A 24,470-nucleotide genomic window follows, 5' to 3' on the forward strand; every position below is an offset into this window, starting at 1 on the left:
ATGCACATTGTTCTATTGTCTGGGGGCAGCGGCAACCGATTATGGCCGTTATCCAATGAGACACGTTCCAAGCAGTTTCTGAAAATATTGGACGGGGAGTCAGGACGTCGCCAGTCGATGGTTCAGAGAGTATGGAGTCAGTTAGGACAAATGGACCTTCAACAATCCGCGGTTGTGGCAACCGGAAAATCACAGGTTGAGCTGCTCCAAAATCAGCTTGGTTATGAAGTGGAAATTATCGTTGAACCGGAACGGAGAGATACTTTTCCGGCTATCGCTTTATCGGCTGGTTATTTGTATTCCGTTAAAGGTATCGGTCTAAATGAGGTTGTCGTCGTACTTCCGGTAGATCCGTTCGTCGAGGATCATTTCTTCGAGAAGGTGAAGGCATTAGAAGCATTAATGCTGGAAACAAAGGCTGATCTAGGGCTGATGGGGGTTTCGCCTGATCATCCATCTACGAAATTTGGTTATATTGTCCCTCAATCGGCATCCATTTTAGAGGATGGTACGGGGTTCTACAAGGTAAGCCATTTTGTAGAGAAGCCTAAAGCAAAGCATGCACTTCAGCTCCTAGAGCAGAAGGCGCTTTGGAACTGTGGCGTGTTTGCTTTCCGGCTTGAATTTCTCATTCATTACTTAATTGAACACTCGCTTCCTATTCAATACGATGAACTGCTTCATCAATATCGACGCATCGAAAAAACAAGCTTTGATTACGCTGTGGTTGAGAAAGCCAAGGACATTGTTGTTATGCCTTATGCAGGAATGTGGAAAGATCTGGGCACCTGGGATGCGTTGACCGAAGAAATTAATACTACTTTGATTGGAAAAGGGACACTAACCGACGATTCCTCCAATACCCATGTCATCAATGAACTGGATATTCCTATAACGGTGATAGGTGCGCCTAATTTGATTGTTGCCGCTAGTCCGGATGGTATTCTGGTTTCTGAGAAAAGCGCCAGTATGCGGATAAAGGAAGTGCTCCAATTCGGAGATCAACGACCTATGTATGAAGAGCGCCGCTGGGGGCGATATCGCGTGCTGGATTACACGAAATATCCAAACGGTAATGAAGTATTAACTAAACGGATATGCATCTTAGAGGGCAAGAATCTCAGTTATCAATATCATTTGCTGCGCAGCGAGGTATGGACAGTGATTTCTGGTCATGGCGAAATGATATTGGACGGTAACCTTCGCTTGATCGAAAAGGGGGATGTCATCGTCATCTCGGCTGAAGCAAGACATAGTTTGCGCGCGATCACGGATATCGAAATCATTGAGGTACAAACAGGCAGTGAATTGATTGAGGACGATATTGTGAGACTGGCGATGAATTGGGACGAGATCAAGGTAAGTGTTTTGAATTAGCAGGTAAATGAATGAAATCCACTCTCAGAGGAGTGAAAAAAGTGAAAATCACCGTTATTGGTACCGGTTATGTTGGTTTGGTCTCAGGCATATGTTTCTCCGAGCTTGGGAACGAGGTCATCTGTGTAGATAAAATAAAGTCTAAGATTGAACAGCTTCAGCGAGGAGAAGTTCCCATCTACGAGCCTGGCCTTCAGTCATTATTAACCGTTAATATGGAAGCGGGCAATTTAAGTTTTACCACCGATATGACTGCTTCGGTAAAGCAATCAGACATTATTATCATTGCAGTAGGTACCCCATCCATGCCTAATGGGCAAGCTAACCTGAGTTATATCGAGACAGCGGCCCAAGAGATCGGGCAGGCGATGAACGGCTATAAGATTATTGTAACGAAGAGCACTGTCCCGGTAGGAACGAATGAAAAAATCAGAGAAATCATTGCGCAACACACGCATGAAACTTTTGATATTGCTTCCGTACCTGAGTTCCTGCGGGAAGGCACGGCGGTTTCAGACACCATGAATCCTGACCGTATCATTATTGGAACGGACAGCAAGAGAGCAGAGGAGCAGCTTATTAAATTGCACAAACCTTTAACGGAAAATATGATCATAACAGACATTCGCAGCGCTGAAATGATTAAATATGCCTCTAATGCTTTTCTTGCTACAAAGATTTCCTTTATCAATGAAATTGCGAATATCTGTGAGCGGGTTGGGGCCGATGTGACGAAAGTAGCCTATGGTATGGGTTATGACAAGCGCATTGGCTCCTCTTTTTTGAAAGCGGGTATTGGTTATGGCGGCTCCTGCTTTCCTAAAGACACGCAGGCTCTCATTCAAATCGCCGGACAAATGGATTATGACTTCAAGCTTTTGAAGTCCGTCGTTGAAGTCAATCGAGACCAACGCCTTAACATTATTCGCAAATTGGTGTCCTTGATGGGTGATCTGGCGAACAGAACGATTGGAATTTGGGGATTGGCTTTTAAGCCTGAAACCGATGATGTCCGTGATTCGCCGGCATACGAAATTATTACGGAACTAATGGAGCGAGGAGCAAAGGTGAAGGTATACGATCCTGTTGCCACTGATAATTTCAAGAGAAATTATGATATCGACGGGATTACTTACTGCCGAAATGCCCGGGAAGCGGTTTGGCAAGCGGATGCTCTTTGTATTTTAACGGAATGGAATGAATTTCAGAAGGTTTCGTTATCCGATATCGAGAGTTGGCTGAAATCGCCGTACCTGATCGACGGCCGCAATATATATAATGAAGAACAATTGGCTAGAACGAAGCTTGTCTATTACTCGATCGGTCGGCCAGGCATGAATAAAGGCGTGAGAGAGCAAGTGCCTGCACTCTTGCTATGATCAATTATTTTGGAGTGAGTGACTTGAATCTTCAAGAGGACGTTAAGCTGGACCTGAGCGATATCTCAAAGGAACTATCTTTTTTACTCTATCTTCTCCGCAATAACGCCTATGATGAAATACTCGTTAAGCAATATGCATCGGATATCGATTGGAAAATGTTCATGAGACTCGCGCTGCACCACCGCGTTTATCCGCTTGTATATCTGCAACTTAAAGGGATGGATGCATCACTAATTCCTCCCGAGATTATGGCATCCCTCCAGCAGCATTATCATAACAACGTGATGAAAATGCTGCATTTAAGCAGGGAGATGAGTCAGCTTTGCGAGGCGCTCAAGGATAATGGGGTGCGTACACTTTTGCTTAAAGGCCCAATACTAGCCACGCAGCTCTACGGGGATCTGGCACACAGGACTTCGAAGGATTTGGATATCTTGGTGGATGCGGATGACGTGGAGAGAGTTGAACGGGTGTTGGGGCAGCTTGGGTACGAGTTGCAGGATGAACGTATATTGGAAAATTGGAAGAAAACAAGCCATCACTTGTCCTATGAGCATAAAAACCATTCGACACAGATCGAAGTTCACTGGCGATTAAATCCTCATTATGACAAGTCATTTTCTTTTGATTTATTGTGGGAGCGCAGGAATGATGTAATGCTGTCGCATCAGATTTATCATTATCTGGGCAATGAGGATTTGCTAAGCTATCTGGCCGACCATGGTGCCAGGCATGGTTGGTTCCGGCTGCGTTGGCTGATGGATATTGCAAGGCTGCTTCCGATCATAAGCAGCAACGATATGAGAGCTCACTTTGAACGATATGGGGGACAGCAATATGTAGGGCAGGCTTTCGTTCTCTTGTCGCGATTGTTCTCAGTTGACATTCCGCAGGAGTTGACTGTATTGACGATGAACTCCAAAGCCCATCGCCTTGCACAAAGCGCTCTCTACTATATTAAAAGGATCGTCAAATTGAACCCAGTGCCGGAGAAAAGCGTGGCATGGCGATATAACCGTTACCTTTTCTCGTTAATGACGAGAAAACAGAAAGTTTTGTATATATTGAATAAGTTTCTGCCTAATTCGCGGGACGCTTCGGTGCTGCCATTACCAAAGTCACTGCATTTTCTGTATTATCCGCTTCGGCCATTTCTCTGGTTCTGGCGGCGTATGAAACAACCGTCGATTTAAGGGTGCATTATCGCTATTAACTTGGATCGAATTCATTTGGTAGAAGCGAGTAGCATCAGAATATTGCTCAAGCCAACTTATACAGCTGAAAAAAGGGGGTTCTATTCATGAGTACGGAATTAATCACGACAGACGCGCTCGTTGTGCAATCCGAAGGTTTCCTGGTCAGTGATATGGATGGCGAGAAGGTAATGCTGAGCATCGAAAACGGCAAGTATTATAACCTGGGACGGATTGGCGGGCGGATATGGGAACTTATTTCGTCTCCCGTTACGATCTCCAATATGGTGGATCAATTGGTGATGGAGTATGAAATCGAGCCGGAGCTCTGTGAGCAGCAGGTCCGATTATTTCTCAAGCAGTTAGCCACGGAAGGCCTTGTTCAGGTGGATAAATAGCAATGAGCCTTTACCGGAAAGCACGCCGATTCATGTCTTATCCTGTTAGCATGAAGCTGATGTTGGCAGAAGCTTATGTTTATCTGGCCTGGGGGAGAGTGTTTAAGCTGTTTCCTTTTCAAAAGGTATCTCCTTCTCTGGGAGAACATATGAAGGAGACGCCGTATGTTGGCTATACGGAGCAGGAGCTTTCGCTTGTCCGCCAAATCTCAAGAGCCGTCCATACCATGAGCCGTGTCACATGGTGGGAAAGCCAGTGCCTGGTTAAAGCCGTTGCAGCGATGAAGATGCTGGAGCGAAGAGGGATTCCGAGTACGCTATATCTGGGGAGCGGTCGGGACGATCAGGGACAAATGGCGGCACACGCCTGGCTCCGCAGTGGTTCTTATATCGTCACGGGTAAGGAAGGGCACGAACGATATGCCGTCGTCGGGATATTCGGTAAGGATACGAGGGCCGGAGATTTGAACTTGAAGCGGTCATCCGATAAGGAGTTTTTACATTGAAGGATCTCTTTTATTTTATCCGTAAAATGCGCGGGATGGCTGGGTTTAAGCTCTACCTCAACATGGGTATGATTCTGGTCATCAGTGTTCTGGACGGCATCGGCATCTATTTGATCGTCCCGCTTCTCGGGGTCATTGGCGTATTCGAGACCGATTTGAGCGGGGTGCCGCTCGTCTCAACCTTGATGGACCTTGCGGGTTCATGGTCATTGCAGCTCAATTTGCCGATGGTGCTGGCCCTCTATGTTGTGATTGTTGGCGGGCAGGCCTTGCTGCAGCGCAGCCAGAACCTGTTAAATGCAAAAATATTGCAGCGCTTCATTCGTAAACTGCGCATGGAAACGTATCAGGGGTTGCTGCATGCCAAATGGGAATTTTTCCTGCGCCACCGCAGGTCGGATTTTAACCATGTCATGACTAATGAGCTCGGGCGCGTGAATCAGGGCACGTTCCTGTTCTTGCAGATGATCTCGTCTTTTTTGTTCACGGTTATTCAGATCGGGCTTGCCTTATGGCTGGCTCCGATGTTGACCCTCATCGTTCTGATGAGCGGAGGGCTCCTTGCCCTGTTCGGACGCAGATTTATCCGGCGCTCGAAGCGGATCGGCGAGCAGACGACAGAGCTGTCGAAATATTATTTTGCGGGCATCAGCGAACATTTCAACGGCATCAAGGATATCAAGAGCAATCGGTTGGAGCCGTTTCATATGAACTGGTTTGACAGGCTGTCGCGAAAGATGGAGCATAACTTCATCCAATTTGGCAAAATCAATTCTTTGTCCCAGCTGATTTATCGGCTCTCGTCCGTCTTGCTGGTAGCCGGATTTGTGTATTTGGCGCTGGAAGTGCTGCGTACGCCTGCCGAGCAGTTGCTGATGATCGTTATTATTTTTTCGCGCCTATGGCCTAGATTTATCAGCATTCAATCGAGCACCGAGCAGCTCGTGTCGAATTTCCCGGCCTTCCGGGCGATTCGCGAGCTGCAAGCGGAATACGAGGAAGACAGGGAAATTGCCGAATCGGTTCCGATGACAGGCGGTGATCGACTTCAGCTGCAGCGTGGAATCGATTGTCGTCATGTAGACTATCGGTACGATGCCTCTAGCCCCGTCTATGCTTTACGAGATATCAACTTACATATTCCGGCCAATCGCATGACGGCCATCGTCGGCAAATCAGGCGCGGGCAAGAGCACGCTTATCGATCTTCTTATGGGACTGATCCAACCGGAGAGCGGGCAGGTTCTTGTGGACGGCGTTTCCATGGAGGACGAACGTCAGCTGATGTCGCTCCGAGGGGGGATCGGATATGTGGCGCAGGATCCTTTTCTGTTCAATGAGAGCATTCGGGATAACCTGAAGCTGGTTGCTCCCGATGCCACGGATAACGAGCTGTGGGAAGCGCTGAGGTTTTCAGCCTCCGATGAATTCGTGCACGGGCTTCCGTTAGGCCTCGATACCGTCATCGGTGACCGAGGTATCCGCTTGTCCGGGGGAGAACGTCAGCGGATTGTGCTGGCCAGAGCTATCTTGAAAAAGCCTTCGATTCTGGTGTTGGACGAAGCGACAAGCGCGCTCGACAGTGAGAATGAGCAGCGGATTCAGGAAGCGTTGGAACAGCTGAAAGGGAGCATGACGATCATCGTGATCGCTCACCGGCTGTCCACCATTCGCCATGCGGATCAGGTCATCGTGATGGAGCAAGGGCGGGTTATCCAGCAGGGAGGTTATCAGCAGCTGTCCCAGGATCACAAAGGCACCTTCCGGCAGCTGCTCAGTTATCAGACAGGTGCTCAGATGTAACCTCTGATGGGATCGCATAACAATGCTGGATTCACAATACGTGTTTAATGTTGCAATCTTCGGCCATTTCCCGGTATTCTGCCGGGGAATGGCCTTTTTTTTGCGTAAACATGTCCCTAGCTAGCAGATTAAACTGACTACCGGCCTTCTCATCAATCTCCCCATTAGCGGGCATCGTTTAAATGTATTTTATCCATGTCTTTTTTTGGATTGCGCCCTTAGAAATAAGACGTTTGCTATTTTAGATCGGTTGGGGTATAATAAGTTTATTGGGATTTTGACCTGAGATTCACATATTGCAGAGGGTTATTATTTTGATTAGGAACCTTGTGCAATATGTGAATTTTTTGTTTTTTAACCAAAAATGAGAAAATCATATAAATTTAGGAGGTGTTTCTATGCAAACAGGAACAGTAAAATGGTTTAACGCAGAAAAAGGCTTTGGTTTCATCGAGGTTGAAGGTGGCGAAGACGTATTCGTACACTTTAGTGCAATCACTGGCGACGGCTTCAAGTCGCTTGATGAAGGACAACGTGTTGAATTTAACGTAGTTCAAGGCAACCGCGGACAGCAAGCTGAGAACGTTGTAAAACTGTAGATTCGTGAAAAGATCCCCAAACGTACCGTTTGGGGTTTTTTTTATAATAGAGCTCAAGCAGCATGAAGGCGTTAAAAATGTAGCTAAAGGGGGAAGTTCATTGTCTTATTCTTGGAATAAACCACTGGAAAATCTGCCGGAAGAGATGACCGCGATCTGGTCTTGTACGAAGGAAGGGTGTAACGGTTGGATTCGAGATAGCTTCTCGTTCAAGGAAGTTCCCATTTGTTCACAGTGCGCGTCGTCCATGGTCAGCAGCAACAAAATTCTACCGATCCTTGTTTCGTCGGATCAGCAGATTAAGCTTTACCGTAAGAATCAGCGCAAGGATACCAAATCGTAGGGAGCAGCTCTTACGGCTCCTTAACCATTTTGTTTTATTCGTTGCGTTAAAGAAAGGTTGAGATCTCATGCAGGTGTTCGAAGATTGGAATTTAAAGGTGAAAAGAACGTTTAATGCAACCAGTAATGAAGAAGTATTAACCGTTTCTGAGGCAGGTCAATTATTAGGTTTGTCCAAAGATCAAATGAAAAGCTATGTCGATCAGAATAAGCTGACCAAAGTTCCAATCATGAGAAGCGTGCATCGATACCTTTTGTTGAAAAGTGAAATCGATCATATTGTGAATAAACGATAACCTCAACTGTTTGCTGCTCTCGCAAAAGACGGTGTCGAGGCACTTTCATGACGTATCGACTTTCCTCAGTCTCCCATATATATAATGTGAAGGCACCCCTTAGGGTGCCTTTTTCATGACCCCATGATTCGCCACAATCCGGGATGCTTGATGCCGGTAGAAACAATACAGTCTAAAAGTCAAAAAAGGTCAAATCGAAAGATCGAAACCCATTCATTCAAAAAATCGGCTGAAAATACGCTATTTTAGTCCTGATTTCTTCATAATCGGTTTTGGCATTAATGCGTGCAAGGCATATAATAAAGGCGTAAGGTCAAACAAGGTCAAATAAGAAAGGGGAAATCTATGATGTTTGATTTGATGCCATTTGGAAAGCGCAGAGAGGATGCCTTCGGACAGTTGGTGAAGTCATTTCACGATGTCTTTAACGATGCGTTTCAAGATGAGGTGTTTGCACCGTTCAAAGGTTCGATGATGTCTTTCAAAACAGACGTTAAAGAGACGGAGCGCGCTTATCTGGTTGAGGCGGAGCTTCCAGGCTTTCAAAAAGACGACATCGAAATCAGCTACGCTGACCCTTACTTAACGATCAAAGCCGTTCGCAAGGAAGATCACAGCGTAGAGGATACGAAGCAGCAGATCGTCCGGAAGGAACGCCGTTATGGCGAGTATGTGCGCAGATTTTACGTGCAGAACATAGCCGAGGACCAAATTGCCGCTTCCCTGAAGGATGGAGTCCTTAAGCTTGACATACCGAAACAGCCGAATCCCGGTAAGAAGCGTATCCAGATTCGGGATGATATCTAATATATACACCCTCCGATCATTAGGTCGGAGGGTATTTTTTTTGTTTTTCCATAGCAATAAATTTACATATATTCCATCGAATTTCGGCAATTGAAACCTTTTGTCGGTATATAGGGTATTATAGTTTAAATGTAAACTTTTCGAGGGGGACACTCATGGTGGGAATCTTATCGAGGTTTAAGGATGTTATGAAGGTGAATGTGATTGCGCTGTTGGATCGGACGGAAGATCCGGAGAAAACAGTTGACACTTATATGCGCAGCTTGAATAGGGACTTGGGTAAGGTGAAAGCGGAGACGGCTTCCGTGCTCTCGGATGAGCGAAGAGCGAAGCGGGCGCTTGATGAGTGTAGTAGCGAGATCAAGAAGCTGCAGCGATATGCGGAGAAGGCCGTGGAGGCGGGAAATGAAGGCGATGCCCTGAAGTTCCTGGAGCGAAAAGCGGCTCAGGCCGAGAAGCTGAGCGAACTGCAGGCAGCCTACGAATCGGCTTCCGCAAACGCCGTCAGGATGAAACAAATGCAGGATAAACTGGTGTCGGACATGAGTCAGCTGGAAGCTCGCTATGCGGAGATGAAAGGGAAGATGACGGCTGCCAAAGTCCAGCAGAATATAAACGCCGGCCATGCATCCTCGGGCGGTGCGAATGCGGCATTCAACACGATGGAGGAGAAGGCAAACCGTGCCTTGGATGAAGCGCTGGCCCTGGCCGAGCTTCGCGCCGGAGCGAAGGAAGACAATCTGGACGATCTGATCGCTGAATTGGAGAAGAATATGGAGAAGGACGGAGCCGCTCCAATGGAGACTTCCTCTGCCCAGGATGAACTGGAAGCAATCAAAGACAAGCTGAACAAGAAGGAGTAATCATTTCATTGTTATCGAGGTGAGGAAATGCCGGTTATCGAATACAAATGTCCGAACTGCGGCAGCAGCATGGTTTTTGACGGCGATACAGGAATGTTGTCTTGCCCCAGCTGCGGAAGAAAAGACAACATCGAGGAAATCCCCGACCCGCTGAAGAAGCAGGTGTTCGCGGAAGACGAGGTAAAGGAGTACCATTGCAACAGCTGCGGAGCCGTGATCGTGACAGAGCCGGAGACCAGCGCCACGACCTGCAGCTTCTGCGGATCGGCCGTCGTGCTCAGCGACCGGTTGAGCGGCGAGCTGGCTCCGGTCATGGTCATTCCGTTCTCGATTACCAAGGAAGAAGCGATGAAGGCTTTCAAGAAATGGTGCAGGAACGGCCTTTTGACGCCAAGCGGATTTATGACAGCGAACCGGATCAAGGAGATTACCGGGATCTATGTGCCCTTTTGGCTATACGAGTTACATAATCGGGTTGAAGTTCATGGACACGGCACCAAGGTGAGAACCTACACGCAGGGAGATTACCAGTACACGGAGACCCAGCATTTCGATATCTACCGGAAGATTCGCTTGAACTATGTGAAGGTGCCGATCGATGCTTCGGAGAAAATGAACGATGAGCTGATGGATAAGCTGGAGCCTTTTCCCTATCAGCAGCTGAAGGAATTCAAGACGCCTTATCTCGCCGGGTATATTGCCGAAAAATACAGCCATGATGAAGAGCAGCTCCTTCCACGGGCCAAGGATAAGATCAGCTCCTACATTGATTCGTATATTTCGTCCGCGGTGTCAGGATACACAACCGTAAATTATACCAACAAGCAGATCGATACCACCTTGAAGCGGGCCGATTATGTCCTTCTTCCGGTATGGATGGTGCATTATGATTACAATAAATCGGAGCATACCTTTGCGATGAATGGCCAGACGGGAAAAGTGGTCGGCAAGCCGCCGATTAGCAAAGCAAAAGTGGCTGCGTGGTTTGCAGGCATTTCAGGCGTGTCGTTACTGTCATTGAAGCTGATCTCCTGGGCGATGGGAGGAGGTTTCCTGTGAGAAGACGATATGTAGTAGGGGCTGTTCTGTTCTTCCTGATTGCCTACCTGATGGTTCCGGCCTTGATGGTCAACGCTGCAGATGATAAGCCTTTGATCTTTGATGAAGCCAATCTGCTCAGTCCGGAAGAACGAGATGAGCTGAATGCAATGGCGAATGAATACGGTGCCGAACGCGAAACGGACTTTATGATCCTTACGGTTGACCGTGTCGAGAATGACGATTATGAGACATGGACGGAAAATTTTTACGATGAGTATGCACCCGGGTATGACAGGCGGCACGGCAATACCGCCATTTTGACCATAGTACTGGATACCCGAGATGTTCATTTGGAAGGTTATTATAAGGCTGAGAAGTATCTGGACGCTGGTAGGTTGACCAAAATACGCAACAAGATTACGCCGGACTTGTCTAGAGGCGATTATAAGCAGGCTTTTGAAAAATATATCAAAACCGCTCATCGGTATATGGGCTTTGAGCCTGGCGTGAACCCCGATAATGTCCTGTTTAACATTTGGTTTCAGCTGGGAGCTGCAGCTGCCATCGGCGCGATCGCCGTGGGTGTCATGGCATACCGTTCCGGCGGACGGGTGACGGTCGATCGTCGAACTTATGAGGATACCAGCACATCGAGGATACTGAACCAAGAGGACCGTTATATTAGAACAACGGTAACGAAGCAGAAGATCGAGCGCAACACGAGCAGCGGCTCGGGCGGCGGAGGCGGAGGCGGCGTCAGCAGTGGCGGCCATTCGCATAGCAGCAGCAGCGGGAAATTTTAAGGGAAGGGATGGATAACATCGATGGGATTTTTCAAGAACCAATTCTCTAATGTCGTGGAATGGGAAGAGTTTAGAGACGATATGATTTTCTGGAAATGGAGCAACCGGGAGATTAAAAAAGGGAGCAAGCTGGTCATCCGCTCCGGTCAGGACGCGATTTTTGTCAATAACGGCAAGATCGAGGGGATTTTTGAGGATGAAGGCGTATATAACATCGACTCGGATATCATTCCGTTCCTTTCTACTTTAAAGGGATTTAAATTCGGATTTAACAGTGGGATGCGCGTAGAAGTCCTGTTCGTTAACACGAAGGAATTCACCGTCCGATGGGGGACGCAGAATCCGATCCTCATTCCGACGCCTCAGCTTCCGGGCGGTATGCCGATCCGTGCCAACGGCACGTTCAATTTTAAAGTGAATGATTATGTGACGCTGATCGACAAAATAGCCGGGATGAAAGAAAGCTACTTAGTTGAGGACGTTAAGATACGGATCACTTCGGTGCTCGATCAATTGTTAATGAAATGGATCAGCCGCGAAGGCAAGGACATGTTCAATCTGCAGGCGAACGCCTCCGATATCGCGAGAGGAATTCAAGAAGACCTCGACATGGAAGTGATGGACAACGGGATCACGATCACCGGCTTTCAGGTGATGAGCTTCAATTATCCGAAGGAAATTCAGGATATGATCACCAAAACGGCTTCCCATGAAATGATCGGCAATCTGCAAAAATACCAGCAGGTGAGCATGACGGATGGGATCGCATCCGGCAAGGTGCAAGGCGGCGGTGCGGCTTCGGATATGGCCGGCATGATGATGGGGATGAACATGGCTAATGAAATGATGAAAAATATGAATCAGAACCAGAATCAGAATAATCCAAACCAGAACAATCAGAACCGGGACAACCCGAATCAAAGCCAACAACCTCCGGCCGAGCAGGAGCCAGCCGCTCCTGCTTCCGCATCCCCTTCTGAAGGAAACAAAAAGCCCAACTTCTGCCCGAACTGCGGCGCGAAGAATGAAGGGGCGAACTTCTGTCCGAATTGTGGGCAGAAGCTGAGTTGAGTTGAGTTCAGCAGCATGAATAGATAGATGCGCAACTTTGGGATTTGACATCAAATTGATGTCACGGTCACGGTTAGAATGAAACAAATGGTCGGTTTCTTCTATTGAATGTGAATTGACCATCAAGACAGCACTCCTCGCTCATAAAGCGGAGGGTGCTGTTCTGTTATGTACGCTGTATCCGTTATCTAGATATGTATTTACCTTTCCGCAGGCAGGAAGGAAGGTGCTGCAGCGCGAATCCGGAGAATTAGAACTTGACGGACAAATGAGAACTAGGCAAATGGGAAAGGGGTGCATTATGATAGGGCATATCGGTCGTAAGAGAACTCTTAAAGACGAAAGGAGACAGGGGGATACTATGTTCAGATCGACATCCTGGCGCATATTTGTGATAAGCGGCATCTTTTTTGCAATCACCATCATACCGTTCTCGTTGTTTCTGGCTAACCGATTTTCTCATTTCGCTTATTCCCAGATGGGGACGTTCAATCAGGACCGCATCGATGAAATGGCGGAACGGGTCGAGTACATCCTGGCCAAGCTGAAATGGTACAGCCTGACCATGTACGAAGACCGTTCCGTTCAAAACTGGATGTATGCTTCCGCCGACAATCTGCTGCAAAATGCAAGCACGATGAGGGTGTTAACTAAATATTTATCTAACGAGCCTTATATTGAAACCGCTTACTTATTTAGCGTGCGTAAACGTGAGGTGATCGACTCCAAAGTCGGATTGCTTTCATTCGAGGAATTTGCCGATCAGCCGATGCTGCAGCGGATTGAGCGCAATCCCGGTACATTCCTCCGCTATTTTAATCATCAGATAGGAAATAACTCGTATTTGGCGCTTCAGCTTCCTTCGACTCCTGTACAGAAAAACCGCGACGGGTATCTTGTCGTCCTGTTCAACAAGAAGGAGCTGCAGCAGCATTTGATCTCAGGCGACGGAAGGGCGGATACGCTGCTTTCGATCGTGGATGATCGAGGAAGATTGATTCTGGGCGAAGGGGATGGTCGGCTCGAAGAGAGCATCGATAACATCCAGACGGGGCAGAAGCGGGGATCATTCGAGATGAACAGCGCCGGCGGGAAAGCGTTCGTCAACTATGCGCGGATGGGATCGCCGGAGTGGACCATTATATCTGTCACTGAAATGAAGCAATTCCGAGAAAAGGCCGGGGCGTTCAAAACAGTCATCATCGTCTGCTCGCTCTTGCTGCTATTGGCGCTGCTCCTGGTCGCCTATTGGAATTCGCGCCGTTTCGTCGGGCCATTCCGCCGGCTGGCGGATCAACTGCAGCGGAAGCTGGGCGTGAAGGGGGAGAACGATTACGGCGTTATCGAGCAGGGCGTCGTTATGCTTCGCGATCATTATCCGCTGATCAAGACCGAATATTTGCGGCAATGGCTGCTGCAGGGCAGGCTGAGCGATGGCGCCAGAGCGGCGATTGCGCGCGAATCATGCCTGCTTGACTATGAGTGGCTTCGGTTGGCTGTTATCAAGATCGATTCCTATTACGAGATATCCGAGCGGTATGATTTCTCCTCTCGCAAGCTGCTCAAGTATGCAATTGGCAATATCGCAGAGGAGCTGCTCGGCACAGTTGAACGGCCGATCGAGGTGGTCGATTTTGGGACTGACCATCTGGTCGTGCTGGTTGGCACGGCCAGTTCCCTCCCTGATCCCGAGTTGACCAAAGAGCTAAAGGAGTTTAGCCGTCAGGTCAGCCGTTACATAAAGCTGGACGTGACGATCGCCGAAAGCGAAGCGCGGCGCGTACATGACGATTTACGCCAAGTATACGACGATATGAACGAACTGACATTATTCAAGTTTGTCAGCGGTGATGACAAAATCTACGTCGAACAAGACTTTGAACGGTATGCCGATTTACAGGCGCCGATCGACTCCGCTGTGCATGAAAGCTTGATCCAGACGATTCGAAGCGGCAAAGAGGAGAAGGTGCTGGCCATGCTGGACGAGGTGTTCACGCGCCTGCAGACGATGAAATATACCGAGTGCCAATTCCAACTGAAGCTGCTTCTGTTTGCGATCGTCAAGTCGTTCAGCAAAGTGATGTCGATCCAGAGTGTTGAAGGGATTGAGCGCCACTTGAGGCAGTTCACCACGCTTACCGAGGTCCGTGAATGGCTGAAGGAAGAGACCGCGCGGATGATCCGGCAGCTTGGCGACCAAAAGGGATTCAATCGCAAGGAAAAGCTGATTGGAGAAATTATCGAGTACGTCCGTTATCACACCCATGACCCGATGCTGTCGGTAGACGATATTGCTGACCATATCGCTTTGTCGGCCAAATACGTCCGGCAGCTGTTTCACGAACATTATGGCATGCCTCTATCGAATTTCATCTTGAACGAGCGGCTCGGGAAGGTTAAGGAACTGCTGGAGCAGACCAGCATGCAGATTACCGAAATTGCAGAGCAGTCCGGTTTTCAGACCAAAAGCCACTTTTTCACCGCATTTAAAAAAGCGACCGGCATGACGCCAAGCCAATACCGCGACAGCAAGGCGGGCGAGCGGATGGAGCGGACGCGGCAGATAGCCGGGAACTCTGCGAATTAGAAAGGTCAGCGGGCGATTGAGAACCGGCCAGACCAATAACAACCGGCCGAACGCTCGCGAATCGGCCGCGCGAGAACCGAATCCGGCCAATGAGAACTAGGCAGGCAGCAGCCGTGAATGCTACGATGGCTCCGTTCGAATCCTGCAAGCCGCACAAGAAAGGAGGGACGCTATTTGGAGCGACGTAGAAGGTTCGGCGGGTCGTTTGTGCGCGAGCTGTCGCGGAACCGGTATTTATACTTGCTAGCGCTGCCCGGCATTGCGTTTCTGGTCGTATTTGCGTATATGCCCATGGCTGGGCATCTGCTCGCCTTCCAGGATTACCGGCTATCCGATGGAATATGGGGGAGCGAATGGGTCGGATTTAAAAACTTCGAGTTTTTCTTCAATGGGAAAGACTGGCTGCGGGTGACGCTGAATACCGTTTTCCTGAATGCACTGTTTCTCGTAACCGGTCTTGGCAGCGCGGTCGTGCTCGCTATCTTTCTGAACGAAATCCGTAACAGGCTGTTCAAGCGAATCACGCAATCGTTTATTTTTTTACCGTATTTCATTTCTTGGCTTGTCGTCAGCATGATGACGTTGACGCTATTCAGCACATCCGAGGGGCTCATTAACCGCGCGCTTGCCGCCCTTGGCTACGAAGGAGTGGACTGGTATTTGACGCCTGGCGTATGGCCGTATATCTTAACCGTTATTAGCGCCTGGAAGATTGCCGGCTATAATTCCATTATTTTTTTGGCCGTCATTACGGGCATCTCCTCGGAATATTACGAGAGCGCTCGTATAGAAGGCGCGAGCCGGATGCAGCAGATGCTCTACATAACGCTGCCGTTGATGCGGCCGACCGTGATGATATTGGCGCTGCTTGGCATTGGCCGTATTTTCTACGGCGATTTCGGCATGATTTACGCAATCATCGGAGACAACGGCATACTCTTTCCAACGACAGATGTCATCGATACGTATGCGTTTCGTGCGCTGAGGCAGCTGGGGAACTTCAGCATGTCCGCCGCCGTTGTCGTGTACCAGTCCTGCATGGGGCTTGTCACGATTCTGATCTTCAATGCGATCGCGCGCAAGGTGGACGCGGATTCAAGACTATTCTAAAAGGAAGGTTGGGCGAGTTGGCATGAGGCCGGATTCGGGCTTTTCGATCGCTGTTGTTCCCGAATCGATATGATCGTATAAGCTCGTTAAGCGGATTCGATTCGGGAACAAAGGCGACCACTTGCGTTTCTCCAGTTCCGAACCGGCCCTTTGCTTCAGTCCCAACCAGTTAAGGTGTGATCGAAGTGAGAGAACGGTTGTTTCTTGTTTTGATGTACGCGGTACTGGGCGCTTTTGCGCTGTTTTGCTTCATTCCGTTCTGGATTGTGTTCATCAACTCGTTCGCCGATGAATCGCTTCTGCAGACGGCGGGGTACCAGTTGCTGCCGAGCAAATTCAGCCTCCATGCGTACAAATTTTTGCTTTCCGGCAAGCAGGTGTTTCTAAGCTACGGCATTACGATTATCGTGACGATCACCGGCACGGCGCTGGGCGTCCTCTTGACAGCTGCCTATGCATACACGCTGAGCCACCGGAAAGTGAAGTACCGCCATATTTTATCGTTTCTAACCTTCCTGACGATGCTGTTCGGCGCAGGACTGGTCGGCTTTTACATGCTGATCGCCAACTGGCTGCATCTGAAAGACTCGGTGTGGGCGCTCATTTTGCCCTATCTGCTTAATCCGTTCTATGCCTTCATTCTTGTCTCTTACTACCGGACGCTGCCGTATGAATTGAATGAAGCTGCGACTGTGGACGGCGCCAATGATCTCTATATTTTCTTTCGCATCATCTGGCCGATTGCGCTGCCTGTTATCGCCACGGTGAGCCTGTTTTACGCGCTGCAATATTGGAACGACTGGTACTTGTCATTGCTGTTTATCGACAATCACAAAATGCTGCCGCTGCAGATGATGATCCGCCAGCTTATGTCCAATTTGAATGTTATGGCTTATGTGAGCGGGAGCCAGACGCAGTACAACGTCGTCGTGCCGACCTATGGCATGCAGCTGGCAATCGTCTGTGTTACCATCGGCCCGATCGTGTTCGTCTATCCGTTCATCCAGCGCTTCTTTATAAAAGGTTTGACGCTTGGTTCGGTAAAAGGGTAGAACGACAAGCGGGAAGCGCGTTTGGCCGGTTCGAGCTTTCGAGCGCTGCGGTTTTCGAACCGGCTCATCCGCCTATTTTCTCTATTATTGATTCAGGGGGAAGGAACCATGAAAAGATTATTGTCCATCGCGCTTGTGTTATTGGTCGCGCTCATCGCGATTGCAGGTTGTTCGGGCAAGAACGAAGGGGAAGGGAAGACGCCCGGAGCGTCGGGTCAAACCGGAGACAGCGCCGGCGGTGACGCCAAACTTGAAGAGGTGACCTTGAAAATCATGATTCCCGGCGATCGGCCGTCGGATATGGATTTGGTCATCGCTGAAGCAGAAAAGCGAATGAAGGATACGATCAACGTCAAACTCGACGTCGTCTTTGTACCCTGGTCCGATCTGGCGCAAAAGACACAGGTAACGCTTGCTTCCGGCGAAAACATCGATCTCATTTTCGATGCGCCATGGCTGCACATCAATCAGATGATTGCAAACGGATTCTATGAACCGCTGGATGACCTGTTGGCCCAGTACGGCCAAACGGTGCTGGAGAAACGGCCGCAGCAAATGTGGGACTATAACAAATACGGCGGCAAAATTATGGCCGTTCCGCTCGGCGTCAGCTACATGTCCGGCAATTCCTACATGGTGCGCAAAGATATTCGCGAGAAGCTCGGCGTAGCGCCGATTAAAACCTATGAAGATTTGATCGCTTTCGCCTACAAGGTGAAAGAGCAGGAGAAAGGCATCATCCCGATGACCGCAGGCTCCGGCACTTATTCATTTGTCGCCCACCATGCGTTGAACGATTACGAAACCCATGTCAGACCGACCCACGCCCTGGGCAACAGCCTGATGCTCTATTACAAGAACAATGACGGCAAAGTTTACAATTTGCTGGAGGATCGGGAGCCGATCGGAACGTGGCTGGCGAACACGCGCAAATGGTTTACTGACGGTCTGATTTTCAAGGACATTTTGACGACAAAAGATTTTCATCAGCCGATCTCGGCAGGCAAAGTGGCAATCGTCACGAACGGCGCGTTCGGCATCGGCGATTCCCTCAAGAACACGTTAAAGAACAATGTGCCGGACAGCGAGCTGGAGACGGTCACCTTCTTTAATCCGGAGAAGGGCGCGAACATCACCGACTTCAAACAGTGGAACTTTCTGGCCGTTCCGAAGGTAAGCAAGAATAAGGAGCGGGCGATTATGTTCCTGAACTGGGCGAATGAGAAGGAAAACTACGACCTGCTTTCTTACGGAATCGAAGGGAAGCATTGGGAAGCGGTAGGCGACGACAAAATGAAAACCCTGGATACATCCGGCTACTCTGCTTTCGGCTATGTTTGGCTGTGGAATCCCGTCGATGAGCGGAGTGATGTGAAGGGCGAAAATGAGGAGTTGAACGCTGTGCTTAAGGATGCCGACATGTTCACGACCGATATTTTGGCCGGCTTCGAATTTGACAGTACCCCGGTGCAAAACGAGGTCAGCCAGTACAATACAGTCGATGGGCAATACTACACGGCGCTGTTCAACGGGGTTATCGATCCGGACGAGACATTGAAGAAATTTGAAGCGGAAGCCGGCCCTGCCCTCAAAAAAATTCAGCAGGAACTGCAAAAGCAAATTGACGAGTTCCTGGCGACGAAGGGGAAATAGAACAGAATCACTTGAACACGGATAAACCGAAGTTTGCTAATCCATTCTTCAGATCGCCCGAAGTGCGGAGTGTTTGGCTGCGCTGTACTATTGCTGTTGCCAATGGAACCTCCGCACCGCTTGCGGCACTGGATGCGGCGGTGACGGCTTCCTCTTCCGGAGGAAGCCGATCTTATACGCTTTGCTGCTTGCTTATATCAGATTTCGCGAAAGGGGGGATTAAAATCTAGCGTTCAACCGGAACAGAAATAAGGGTTTAAAGGTTCTTGATATTTCTGTACTCGAGAATAAAGAAAAGGAGCTGGCCTTAATGAATTTGACTAAAAAATGGTTATCCGGATTAATGGCAGCGGCATTACTACTGTCTCCGCTCTTTGCGGTTCAGGCGAAATCGCTTGTTCCGGATGTGACCATCCTGCAGGCGGCAGGTGCAAACCAGATGGAAGCAGGAAAGGATACAGGTCATCCACAGGTCGAACTAGATCAACTGACGGATGCTGGTGAACCGGCAGCGGAACAGGCACCACAAGCAATAGACGAAAATCAAGCGGCAGCATCTTCGGCAGTGCGGGAGAAGCAATTTCGCAATCTCGCGGCAGGCCTTCCGTATGAATGGTCTGAAGCTCCGGAAGCTTCGCATCCCGATGACGGATACAAGCTTACGGACGGAAAATACGGCGCATTGGATATGAACGACCCGGCATGGGTAGGGCATCTGCGCGGAAAGGCTCGCGAAGTTGTGTTCGATCTCGGTGAGAAAAAGTCAATTGGAAAGATCACGGCCAATTTCTTTCAAGATTTTCCTACGAATTCGATTCTCGTGCCGCTGTCGGTATCGATGTATGTCTCCGACGATAAGGAAAATTGGGGGCTGCTTTCCCATAACGCTACGCAGCTTCTGTGGGGAGAAGGACCGCCCAGACAGGAGACCTTTGAATGGGATGGCAGCCGGGATGGAATCAAAGGCGGGAATACGGAAGGCAAGCTGGCTTATGCCCGTTATGTGAAGGTGACCTTTTATATGCATCCTACACAGTGGGAATACATTGACGAAATCGAAATTATGGGTATGGACGGCAAGATTGAAGGGGCGGTAAAGGTTCCTGCCGAGCAGCCTCGTTTTTTGGAGCCGGGGGAAGCTACGGCTGGGATCCGGAATCTGAATCTGCTGTATAACGGACAATATGCGAATGGTTTGGGCGATTGGAATAAGGAACGGATTATCCCTAATATCAGTTATGTAAATAAAGACGGCGAGCCGGTCGATTGGCTTTATGACGGCGTTCTATATCTCGGGATTGCTTCGCCTGCCGGCCGCGATTTCGGTCAGGGACAAACGAACCTGGACGATTGGAAATGGTATTTGGATAAAACATTTGCAGCCACGGGCGATATGCAGCAGTTGAATGAGGCTGCCAAGGAAGTTGGGGCCAAGCTGAAACAGCCCGATCATCAAGTCAAGGTTGTGTTAATGATTCCGAATCCAGGGGAATCCTTAACCGATTTTGGCGACATTGACGGTAGCGGTTCCTTAAATTTCAACGACTCCGTCGTAGGCAAAGAAAAAGCGTCTGAAAACAGAGGAAAAGCGGTGCAGTGGTGGCTGGACCAGACCCGGCAAAGATGGCAGGCTGCCAATTACTCTAATCTTGAGCTTGTCGGGATGTACTGGATGCCGGAACAAATCGACATATCCGAATCGGGACCGGACATAGCTCGCATGGTGTCGGATAAAGTGCACGCCATGAACATGAAGGTTTTCTGGATTCCACACTCCTATGCTTACAAAATGTTTATGTGGAAAGACGTAGGGTTCGATGCCGCGGCGCTTCAGCCTAACTATTTCTTCGGCGGAATGGATTCCGACCGTCTGGACGATGCTACGGATACTGCAAAGCGATACGGAATGGGGAACGAAGTTGAATTTGATGACGGAATGCTGACAGATCCCGTACTTCGTCAGCGTTTTGTCGAATACTTGGACAGCGGCGTCAGATCCGGTCTGATGCAAAATGGCTTCAGAGCTCACTATCAAGGCAATAATGCAGTATACAACTTAGGGGTAAGCAAGGATCCCGATTTACGTTTAATGTATGACTGGCTGTACCAGTATTTGAACGGAACGTACGCCATCGATAGCAGCCCGGCGCCGGAGACGATGGCGGAGGTTGTACAGCGTTATGTCGCATCGAACGAAATCAAGCCGGCTTTTGGTAATGATTTGACGTATCGATTGCAGACCATCAAGCTTCTTTTGGACGATAACAAGCCGAAAGAAGCCGTGACGTATATGCAGGATTTTCTCGCGCACATTCACGACCCGGCCGTCCAAGCGCAAGGGTTGATTTCGGTCCCGGCCGCAACGGTGCTTGATTCCTACGCCCAAGTTCTCATTCAAACCTGGTCTGACGGAGGGGGACTCAGCAATCTGGTTCTTGGAAAAAATTACACGGTTTCGCTGCCTCCTAACAGCAACTATCCCGACTCCGGGAACGAACTTACGGACGGCCGATTCGGCGGGACGGATTACCGCACCGAGCAGTGGCAGGCCCATGCGGGAAGCGACTACCCTGACGAACGAAGCCGCACCATCACATTTGATTTGGGCGGCAACAAATCGATCGGGGCAATTAGAGCCCATTTTCTTCAAGATAAAGGACCCGGCATCTATTTCCCTCAGAACGTCACTTTTTCCGTTTCATCTGACGGCGAATCCTGGAGTACGCTGGCAACCGTTTCTCCGCCACCGGCACAGGATGCTGCCTCGGCCGAGTTCGTGGGCTGGAGCGGGATAACAGACGGCGTGCCGGGGAAAGCGGGAGCCGATAAAGTGTCTGCCCGCTACGTGAAAGTCGAATTCCCGGTCAACGTCTGGGTCTTTCTTGATGAAATCGAAGTTCTCGGCATTGACGGCGATGCGGGGGGCGACGCTACAATCGACGGAGCAAAAGCCGTGGTGGATGCCGCTGCGAAGAAATTGACGATCGAGGGTCTGGTCGTGAACGGCAGCCAGTCCCAAGTGAATTTGAAAATACTCGATTCGAAAGGGAAAGTTCGGTACGAAGGCCAGACGACCAGTACGGAAACGGGAAGTTTCCAATTCACGATCAAGCTTACCGGCAATTTAAAGGGAGCCTGCGACGCCTATCTGTCTATGGAAGGAATGTCGGATCCCGTTAAGATCTCATTCGAATACAATAAAAAGGACTGATGAGTTATGTCCAGCATGAGCTCAGATTTCGATGGCGTATGGCCTGTTTTCTGAGAAGTTGACTTAGGCTGAGGGCATTTCATGACAAAATTCTGCCGTTCCATACTGATACATGATAACTAATGTTTCGTAAAATATGCCATGGTCGCAGCGCGAGATGTCCACGTTGTGACCGTGGTTTTTACTTTGAATCGATATTGATGAGCGCATGAGGAATATGTGACGCATCTCGATGTTAATGAACACATCTAATATAATGAAGGAGATTAATGTAAACGCATACTTATTCATGGTATAATGCTTCTAATAGATTAGGTGATCTTAGTCATTTGGGGTTCTTATAATGCTGTAAATCTGGCTTGGGGGTGTTGCGAGGATGAGAAGGTATAACGTGTGGCGGCCAATTATGCTAATTGCGGTAGCGCTGCTTACGAACAGTTTGGTTACGAATTTGGCGGGAGTATTTGGCATGACGCCGGAGTCGGCAAGCAGTTTGGGTGTTGTCGCCATGATTATTGCCGGATTAATTACGTATAATCGCATGATGAAGTCCCGTCGTAAATGAATAATGATGAATAATCATTCATAGCATTCATCGAAATAATCAGCATGTTTGTAAGCACCTTGCCGAGGTGCTTTCTTTTCATAAAGCGCAGTTATTTTTTTCCTGATGGAAGGATCTGATCACTTGCGCGCTTGACTTATCACACCCACTGTAACCCCCGTGTTATCTATAAAAACCGTGTTATCAACGCCACGCAATCTGCGGTTTCCTATCCCTACTAGATTTGGTATAAAACATGTCTTAAACGTTTCACCGCGGCACAGATGCAGCTTGACAGATTCACCCAAATTTATGTTGAAAAGGGTCTGTTTTATTAATATATTGTAAATAGCGCGAATCTAGTATTCGGGCATATATACCTAGGAGGGTTATCCTTAATGAAAAAAGGGGTCATATCTTTAATCAGTTTGGCGTTATCTGTCACAATGCTGGCAGGTTGCGGCGACAAACCGGCGTCGGAACCAAGCGGCGGCGCAGGCGGCGACGCACCTAAGGCAAACTTCAAGGTAGGGATGGTTACGGACGCAGGAACCATTGATGACAAGTCGTTTAACCAAGGAACATATGAAGGTATCGTGAAGGCCAACGAGGACTTCAAAATGGAGTATAAATACCTGAAGCCGGCCGGAACGACAGAAGCCGACTATTCAAAAGAGATCGGGAACCTGTATGATGCCGGATTCAAGTTCATTGTAACCCCAGGCTTCAAATTTGAAACAGCCGTATTTAAAGCACAAGACAAGTATAAAGATGCTAAATTCGTAATTATCGATGGAACACCTCATTCCGGGGAAGAGGGCGCAACACCGGTAGTTAAGGAAAATACCGTATCCATCTTCTTCGCTGAGCAAGAGTCCGGCTTCCTGGCTGGCGTAGCGACTGCGCTTCATGTGAAGGATGGACAAGCTGGATTTATCGGCGGCATGGAAATCCCTCCTGTACAAAAGTTCAACTGGGGCTTCCAGCAGGGTGTAGCTTATGCCAACGAGAATCTCGGCACGAAACTGGTCATTAACAAAGAGAACGTTGTCTACCAAGGATCTTTTGACGATGTTGCAGCAGGCAGCCAATTGGCGGCTCAAATGTATGATCGCGGCGTGAACGTGATCTTCGCAGCAGCAGGCGGCGTGGGCGTTGGTGCGATTAACGAAGCGAAGACTCGCGTACAGAACGGATCTGAAGTATGGATCGTTGGCGTAGACGTTGACCAGTATCAAGATGGCGTTTATGAAGGCGACAAATCCGTTGTCCTGACTTCGGCCGTGAAGAAAATCGACCATGCGGCTTACGATATGATCAAAGCTGAAATGGAAGGTAAATTCCCAGGCGGACAGACACTTACGCTGGACGCAACTAATGACGGCGTTGGCCTTCCTGAGAAGAACCCGAACCTGAGCGATGACGTTCTTAAGCAAGTGGACGAAGTGTTTGGCAAAATCAAAGCCGGCGAAATTAAAGTAGCCGCTGAGCAAGGCGATTTGATTAAGTAATCCAAGATACCAAGGTCATCTACAACGTGGATAGACTTACTTGAAAAGCAGCGATACCGCATGAAAAAAAAGACGGATTCCCTCCGTCTTTTTTTAAGGTATTAGAATTTATAGGTTATTTCAGTGAAGCGTAAGCAATTCTGTAATCGCATTTATATGTTTTGGGGCCCCCGCAAAGTATTTGGAACAAGCATCGAAGCATAGGCTCCACTTTGTGGAGCTATTTTAGGTATCAGACCGTATCACCGGCGCAAGCGATTGCATCCTGATATGGAATGTAGAATTCAATCTATGTAACTGCGTTCTGGCTGTTTGGAAGTGA

Annotated in this window: 21 protein-coding genes; all 21 read left to right on the forward strand. The window is 48.8% G+C overall.

Annotated elements, in window-relative coordinates:
* The 21 genes from AC0VZ8_RS01770 (at window position 1) to AC0VZ8_RS01870 (ending at window position 24,148) form a co-directional block, all read left to right on the forward strand.
* Complete coding sequence (locus AC0VZ8_RS01770; protein WP_475485853.1) at window positions 1-1,377, forward strand: sugar phosphate nucleotidyltransferase; 1,377 nt, start codon at window positions 1-3, stop codon at window positions 1,375-1,377.
* Between the two features lie 41 nt (window positions 1,378-1,418).
* Entirely contained in the window at window positions 1,419-2,756 is a 1,338-nt protein-coding gene (locus AC0VZ8_RS01775; RefSeq protein WP_475485854.1) for a UDP-glucose dehydrogenase family protein, read from the forward strand.
* A gap of 23 nt (window positions 2,757-2,779) precedes the next feature.
* Complete coding sequence (locus AC0VZ8_RS01780) at window positions 2,780-3,952, forward strand: nucleotidyltransferase domain-containing protein (RefSeq protein ID WP_475485855.1); 1,173 nt, start codon at window positions 2,780-2,782, stop codon at window positions 3,950-3,952.
* Window positions 3,953-4,059: 107 nt separating this feature from the next.
* Window positions 4,060-4,350, forward strand: a complete 291-nt coding sequence (locus AC0VZ8_RS01785) for a lasso peptide biosynthesis PqqD family chaperone (RefSeq protein WP_071219237.1) — start codon at window positions 4,060-4,062, stop codon at window positions 4,348-4,350.
* A gap of 2 nt (window positions 4,351-4,352) precedes the next feature.
* Entirely contained in the window at window positions 4,353-4,856 is a 504-nt protein-coding gene (locus AC0VZ8_RS01790) for a lasso peptide biosynthesis B2 protein (RefSeq protein WP_475485856.1), read from the forward strand.
* Window positions 4,853-6,658 (forward strand): ABC transporter ATP-binding protein, encoded by a 1,806-nt coding sequence (locus AC0VZ8_RS01795; protein WP_475485857.1) that lies wholly within the window; start codon window positions 4,853-4,855, stop codon window positions 6,656-6,658. The genes AC0VZ8_RS01790 and AC0VZ8_RS01795 overlap by 4 nt, the downstream gene beginning before the upstream one ends.
* A gap of 398 nt (window positions 6,659-7,056) precedes the next feature.
* Window positions 7,057-7,257, forward strand: a complete 201-nt coding sequence (locus tag AC0VZ8_RS01800) for a cold-shock protein (RefSeq protein WP_006207692.1) — start codon at window positions 7,057-7,059, stop codon at window positions 7,255-7,257.
* A 100-nt stretch (window positions 7,258-7,357) separates the two neighbouring features.
* Window positions 7,358-7,600, forward strand: coding sequence for a cold-shock protein (locus tag AC0VZ8_RS01805; RefSeq protein ID WP_071219234.1), 243 nt, complete (start codon window positions 7,358-7,360; stop codon window positions 7,598-7,600).
* 67 nt (window positions 7,601-7,667) lie between these two features.
* Window positions 7,668-7,895, forward strand: coding sequence for a DNA-binding protein (locus AC0VZ8_RS01810; protein WP_475485858.1), 228 nt, complete (start codon window positions 7,668-7,670; stop codon window positions 7,893-7,895).
* 348 nt (window positions 7,896-8,243) lie between these two features.
* Window positions 8,244-8,702: an Hsp20/alpha crystallin family protein gene (locus tag AC0VZ8_RS01815; protein ID WP_475487628.1), complete on the forward strand. Its 459-nt coding sequence runs from the start codon at window positions 8,244-8,246 to the stop codon at window positions 8,700-8,702.
* A 158-nt stretch (window positions 8,703-8,860) separates the two neighbouring features.
* Window positions 8,861-9,565, forward strand: coding sequence for a PspA/IM30 family protein (locus tag AC0VZ8_RS01820; protein WP_475487629.1), 705 nt, complete (start codon window positions 8,861-8,863; stop codon window positions 9,563-9,565).
* 27 nt (window positions 9,566-9,592) lie between these two features.
* Window positions 9,593-10,624, forward strand: coding sequence for a TFIIB-type zinc ribbon-containing protein (locus AC0VZ8_RS01825; RefSeq protein WP_475485859.1), 1,032 nt, complete (start codon window positions 9,593-9,595; stop codon window positions 10,622-10,624).
* The gene (locus AC0VZ8_RS01830) at window positions 10,621-11,409 is read left to right on the forward strand and encodes a TPM domain-containing protein (RefSeq protein ID WP_475485860.1); all 789 of its coding nucleotides are present in this window, start codon (window positions 10,621-10,623) and stop codon (window positions 11,407-11,409) included. Before AC0VZ8_RS01825 ends, AC0VZ8_RS01830 begins: the two co-directional genes overlap by 4 nt.
* Before the next feature lie 21 nt (window positions 11,410-11,430).
* A complete protein-coding gene (locus AC0VZ8_RS01835; protein WP_475485861.1) occupies window positions 11,431-12,480 on the forward strand; it encodes an SPFH domain-containing protein in 1,050 nt (349 codons plus the stop codon).
* A gap of 361 nt (window positions 12,481-12,841) precedes the next feature.
* Entirely contained in the window at window positions 12,842-15,067 is a 2,226-nt protein-coding gene (locus tag AC0VZ8_RS01840; protein WP_475485862.1) for an AraC family transcriptional regulator, read from the forward strand.
* A gap of 174 nt (window positions 15,068-15,241) precedes the next feature.
* Window positions 15,242-16,177, forward strand: coding sequence for an ABC transporter permease (locus tag AC0VZ8_RS01845; RefSeq protein WP_113059096.1), 936 nt, complete (start codon window positions 15,242-15,244; stop codon window positions 16,175-16,177).
* Between the two features lie 185 nt (window positions 16,178-16,362).
* Window positions 16,363-17,229 (forward strand): carbohydrate ABC transporter permease, encoded by an 867-nt coding sequence (locus AC0VZ8_RS01850; RefSeq protein WP_475485863.1) that lies wholly within the window; start codon window positions 16,363-16,365, stop codon window positions 17,227-17,229.
* Between the two features lie 108 nt (window positions 17,230-17,337).
* Window positions 17,338-18,882 carry an extracellular solute-binding protein gene (locus AC0VZ8_RS01855; protein ID WP_475485864.1) on the forward strand — a complete coding sequence of 515 codons (1,545 nt, stop codon included), beginning with the start codon at window positions 17,338-17,340 and terminating at the stop codon, window positions 18,880-18,882.
* 310 nt (window positions 18,883-19,192) lie between these two features.
* Window positions 19,193-22,093, forward strand: coding sequence for a DUF4855 domain-containing protein (locus tag AC0VZ8_RS01860; protein ID WP_475485865.1), 2,901 nt, complete (start codon window positions 19,193-19,195; stop codon window positions 22,091-22,093).
* A 376-nt stretch (window positions 22,094-22,469) separates the two neighbouring features.
* Window positions 22,470-22,658 (forward strand): hypothetical protein, encoded by a 189-nt coding sequence (locus AC0VZ8_RS01865; protein ID WP_220686864.1) that lies wholly within the window; start codon window positions 22,470-22,472, stop codon window positions 22,656-22,658.
* A 377-nt stretch (window positions 22,659-23,035) separates the two neighbouring features.
* The gene (locus tag AC0VZ8_RS01870; RefSeq protein WP_216534984.1) at window positions 23,036-24,148 is read left to right on the forward strand and encodes a BMP family lipoprotein; all 1,113 of its coding nucleotides are present in this window, start codon (window positions 23,036-23,038) and stop codon (window positions 24,146-24,148) included.
* The last annotated feature ends 322 nt before the right edge of the window (window positions 24,149-24,470 follow it).

The sequence above is a fragment of the Paenibacillus sp. QJM3NY_38 genome (assembly GCF_056173265.1).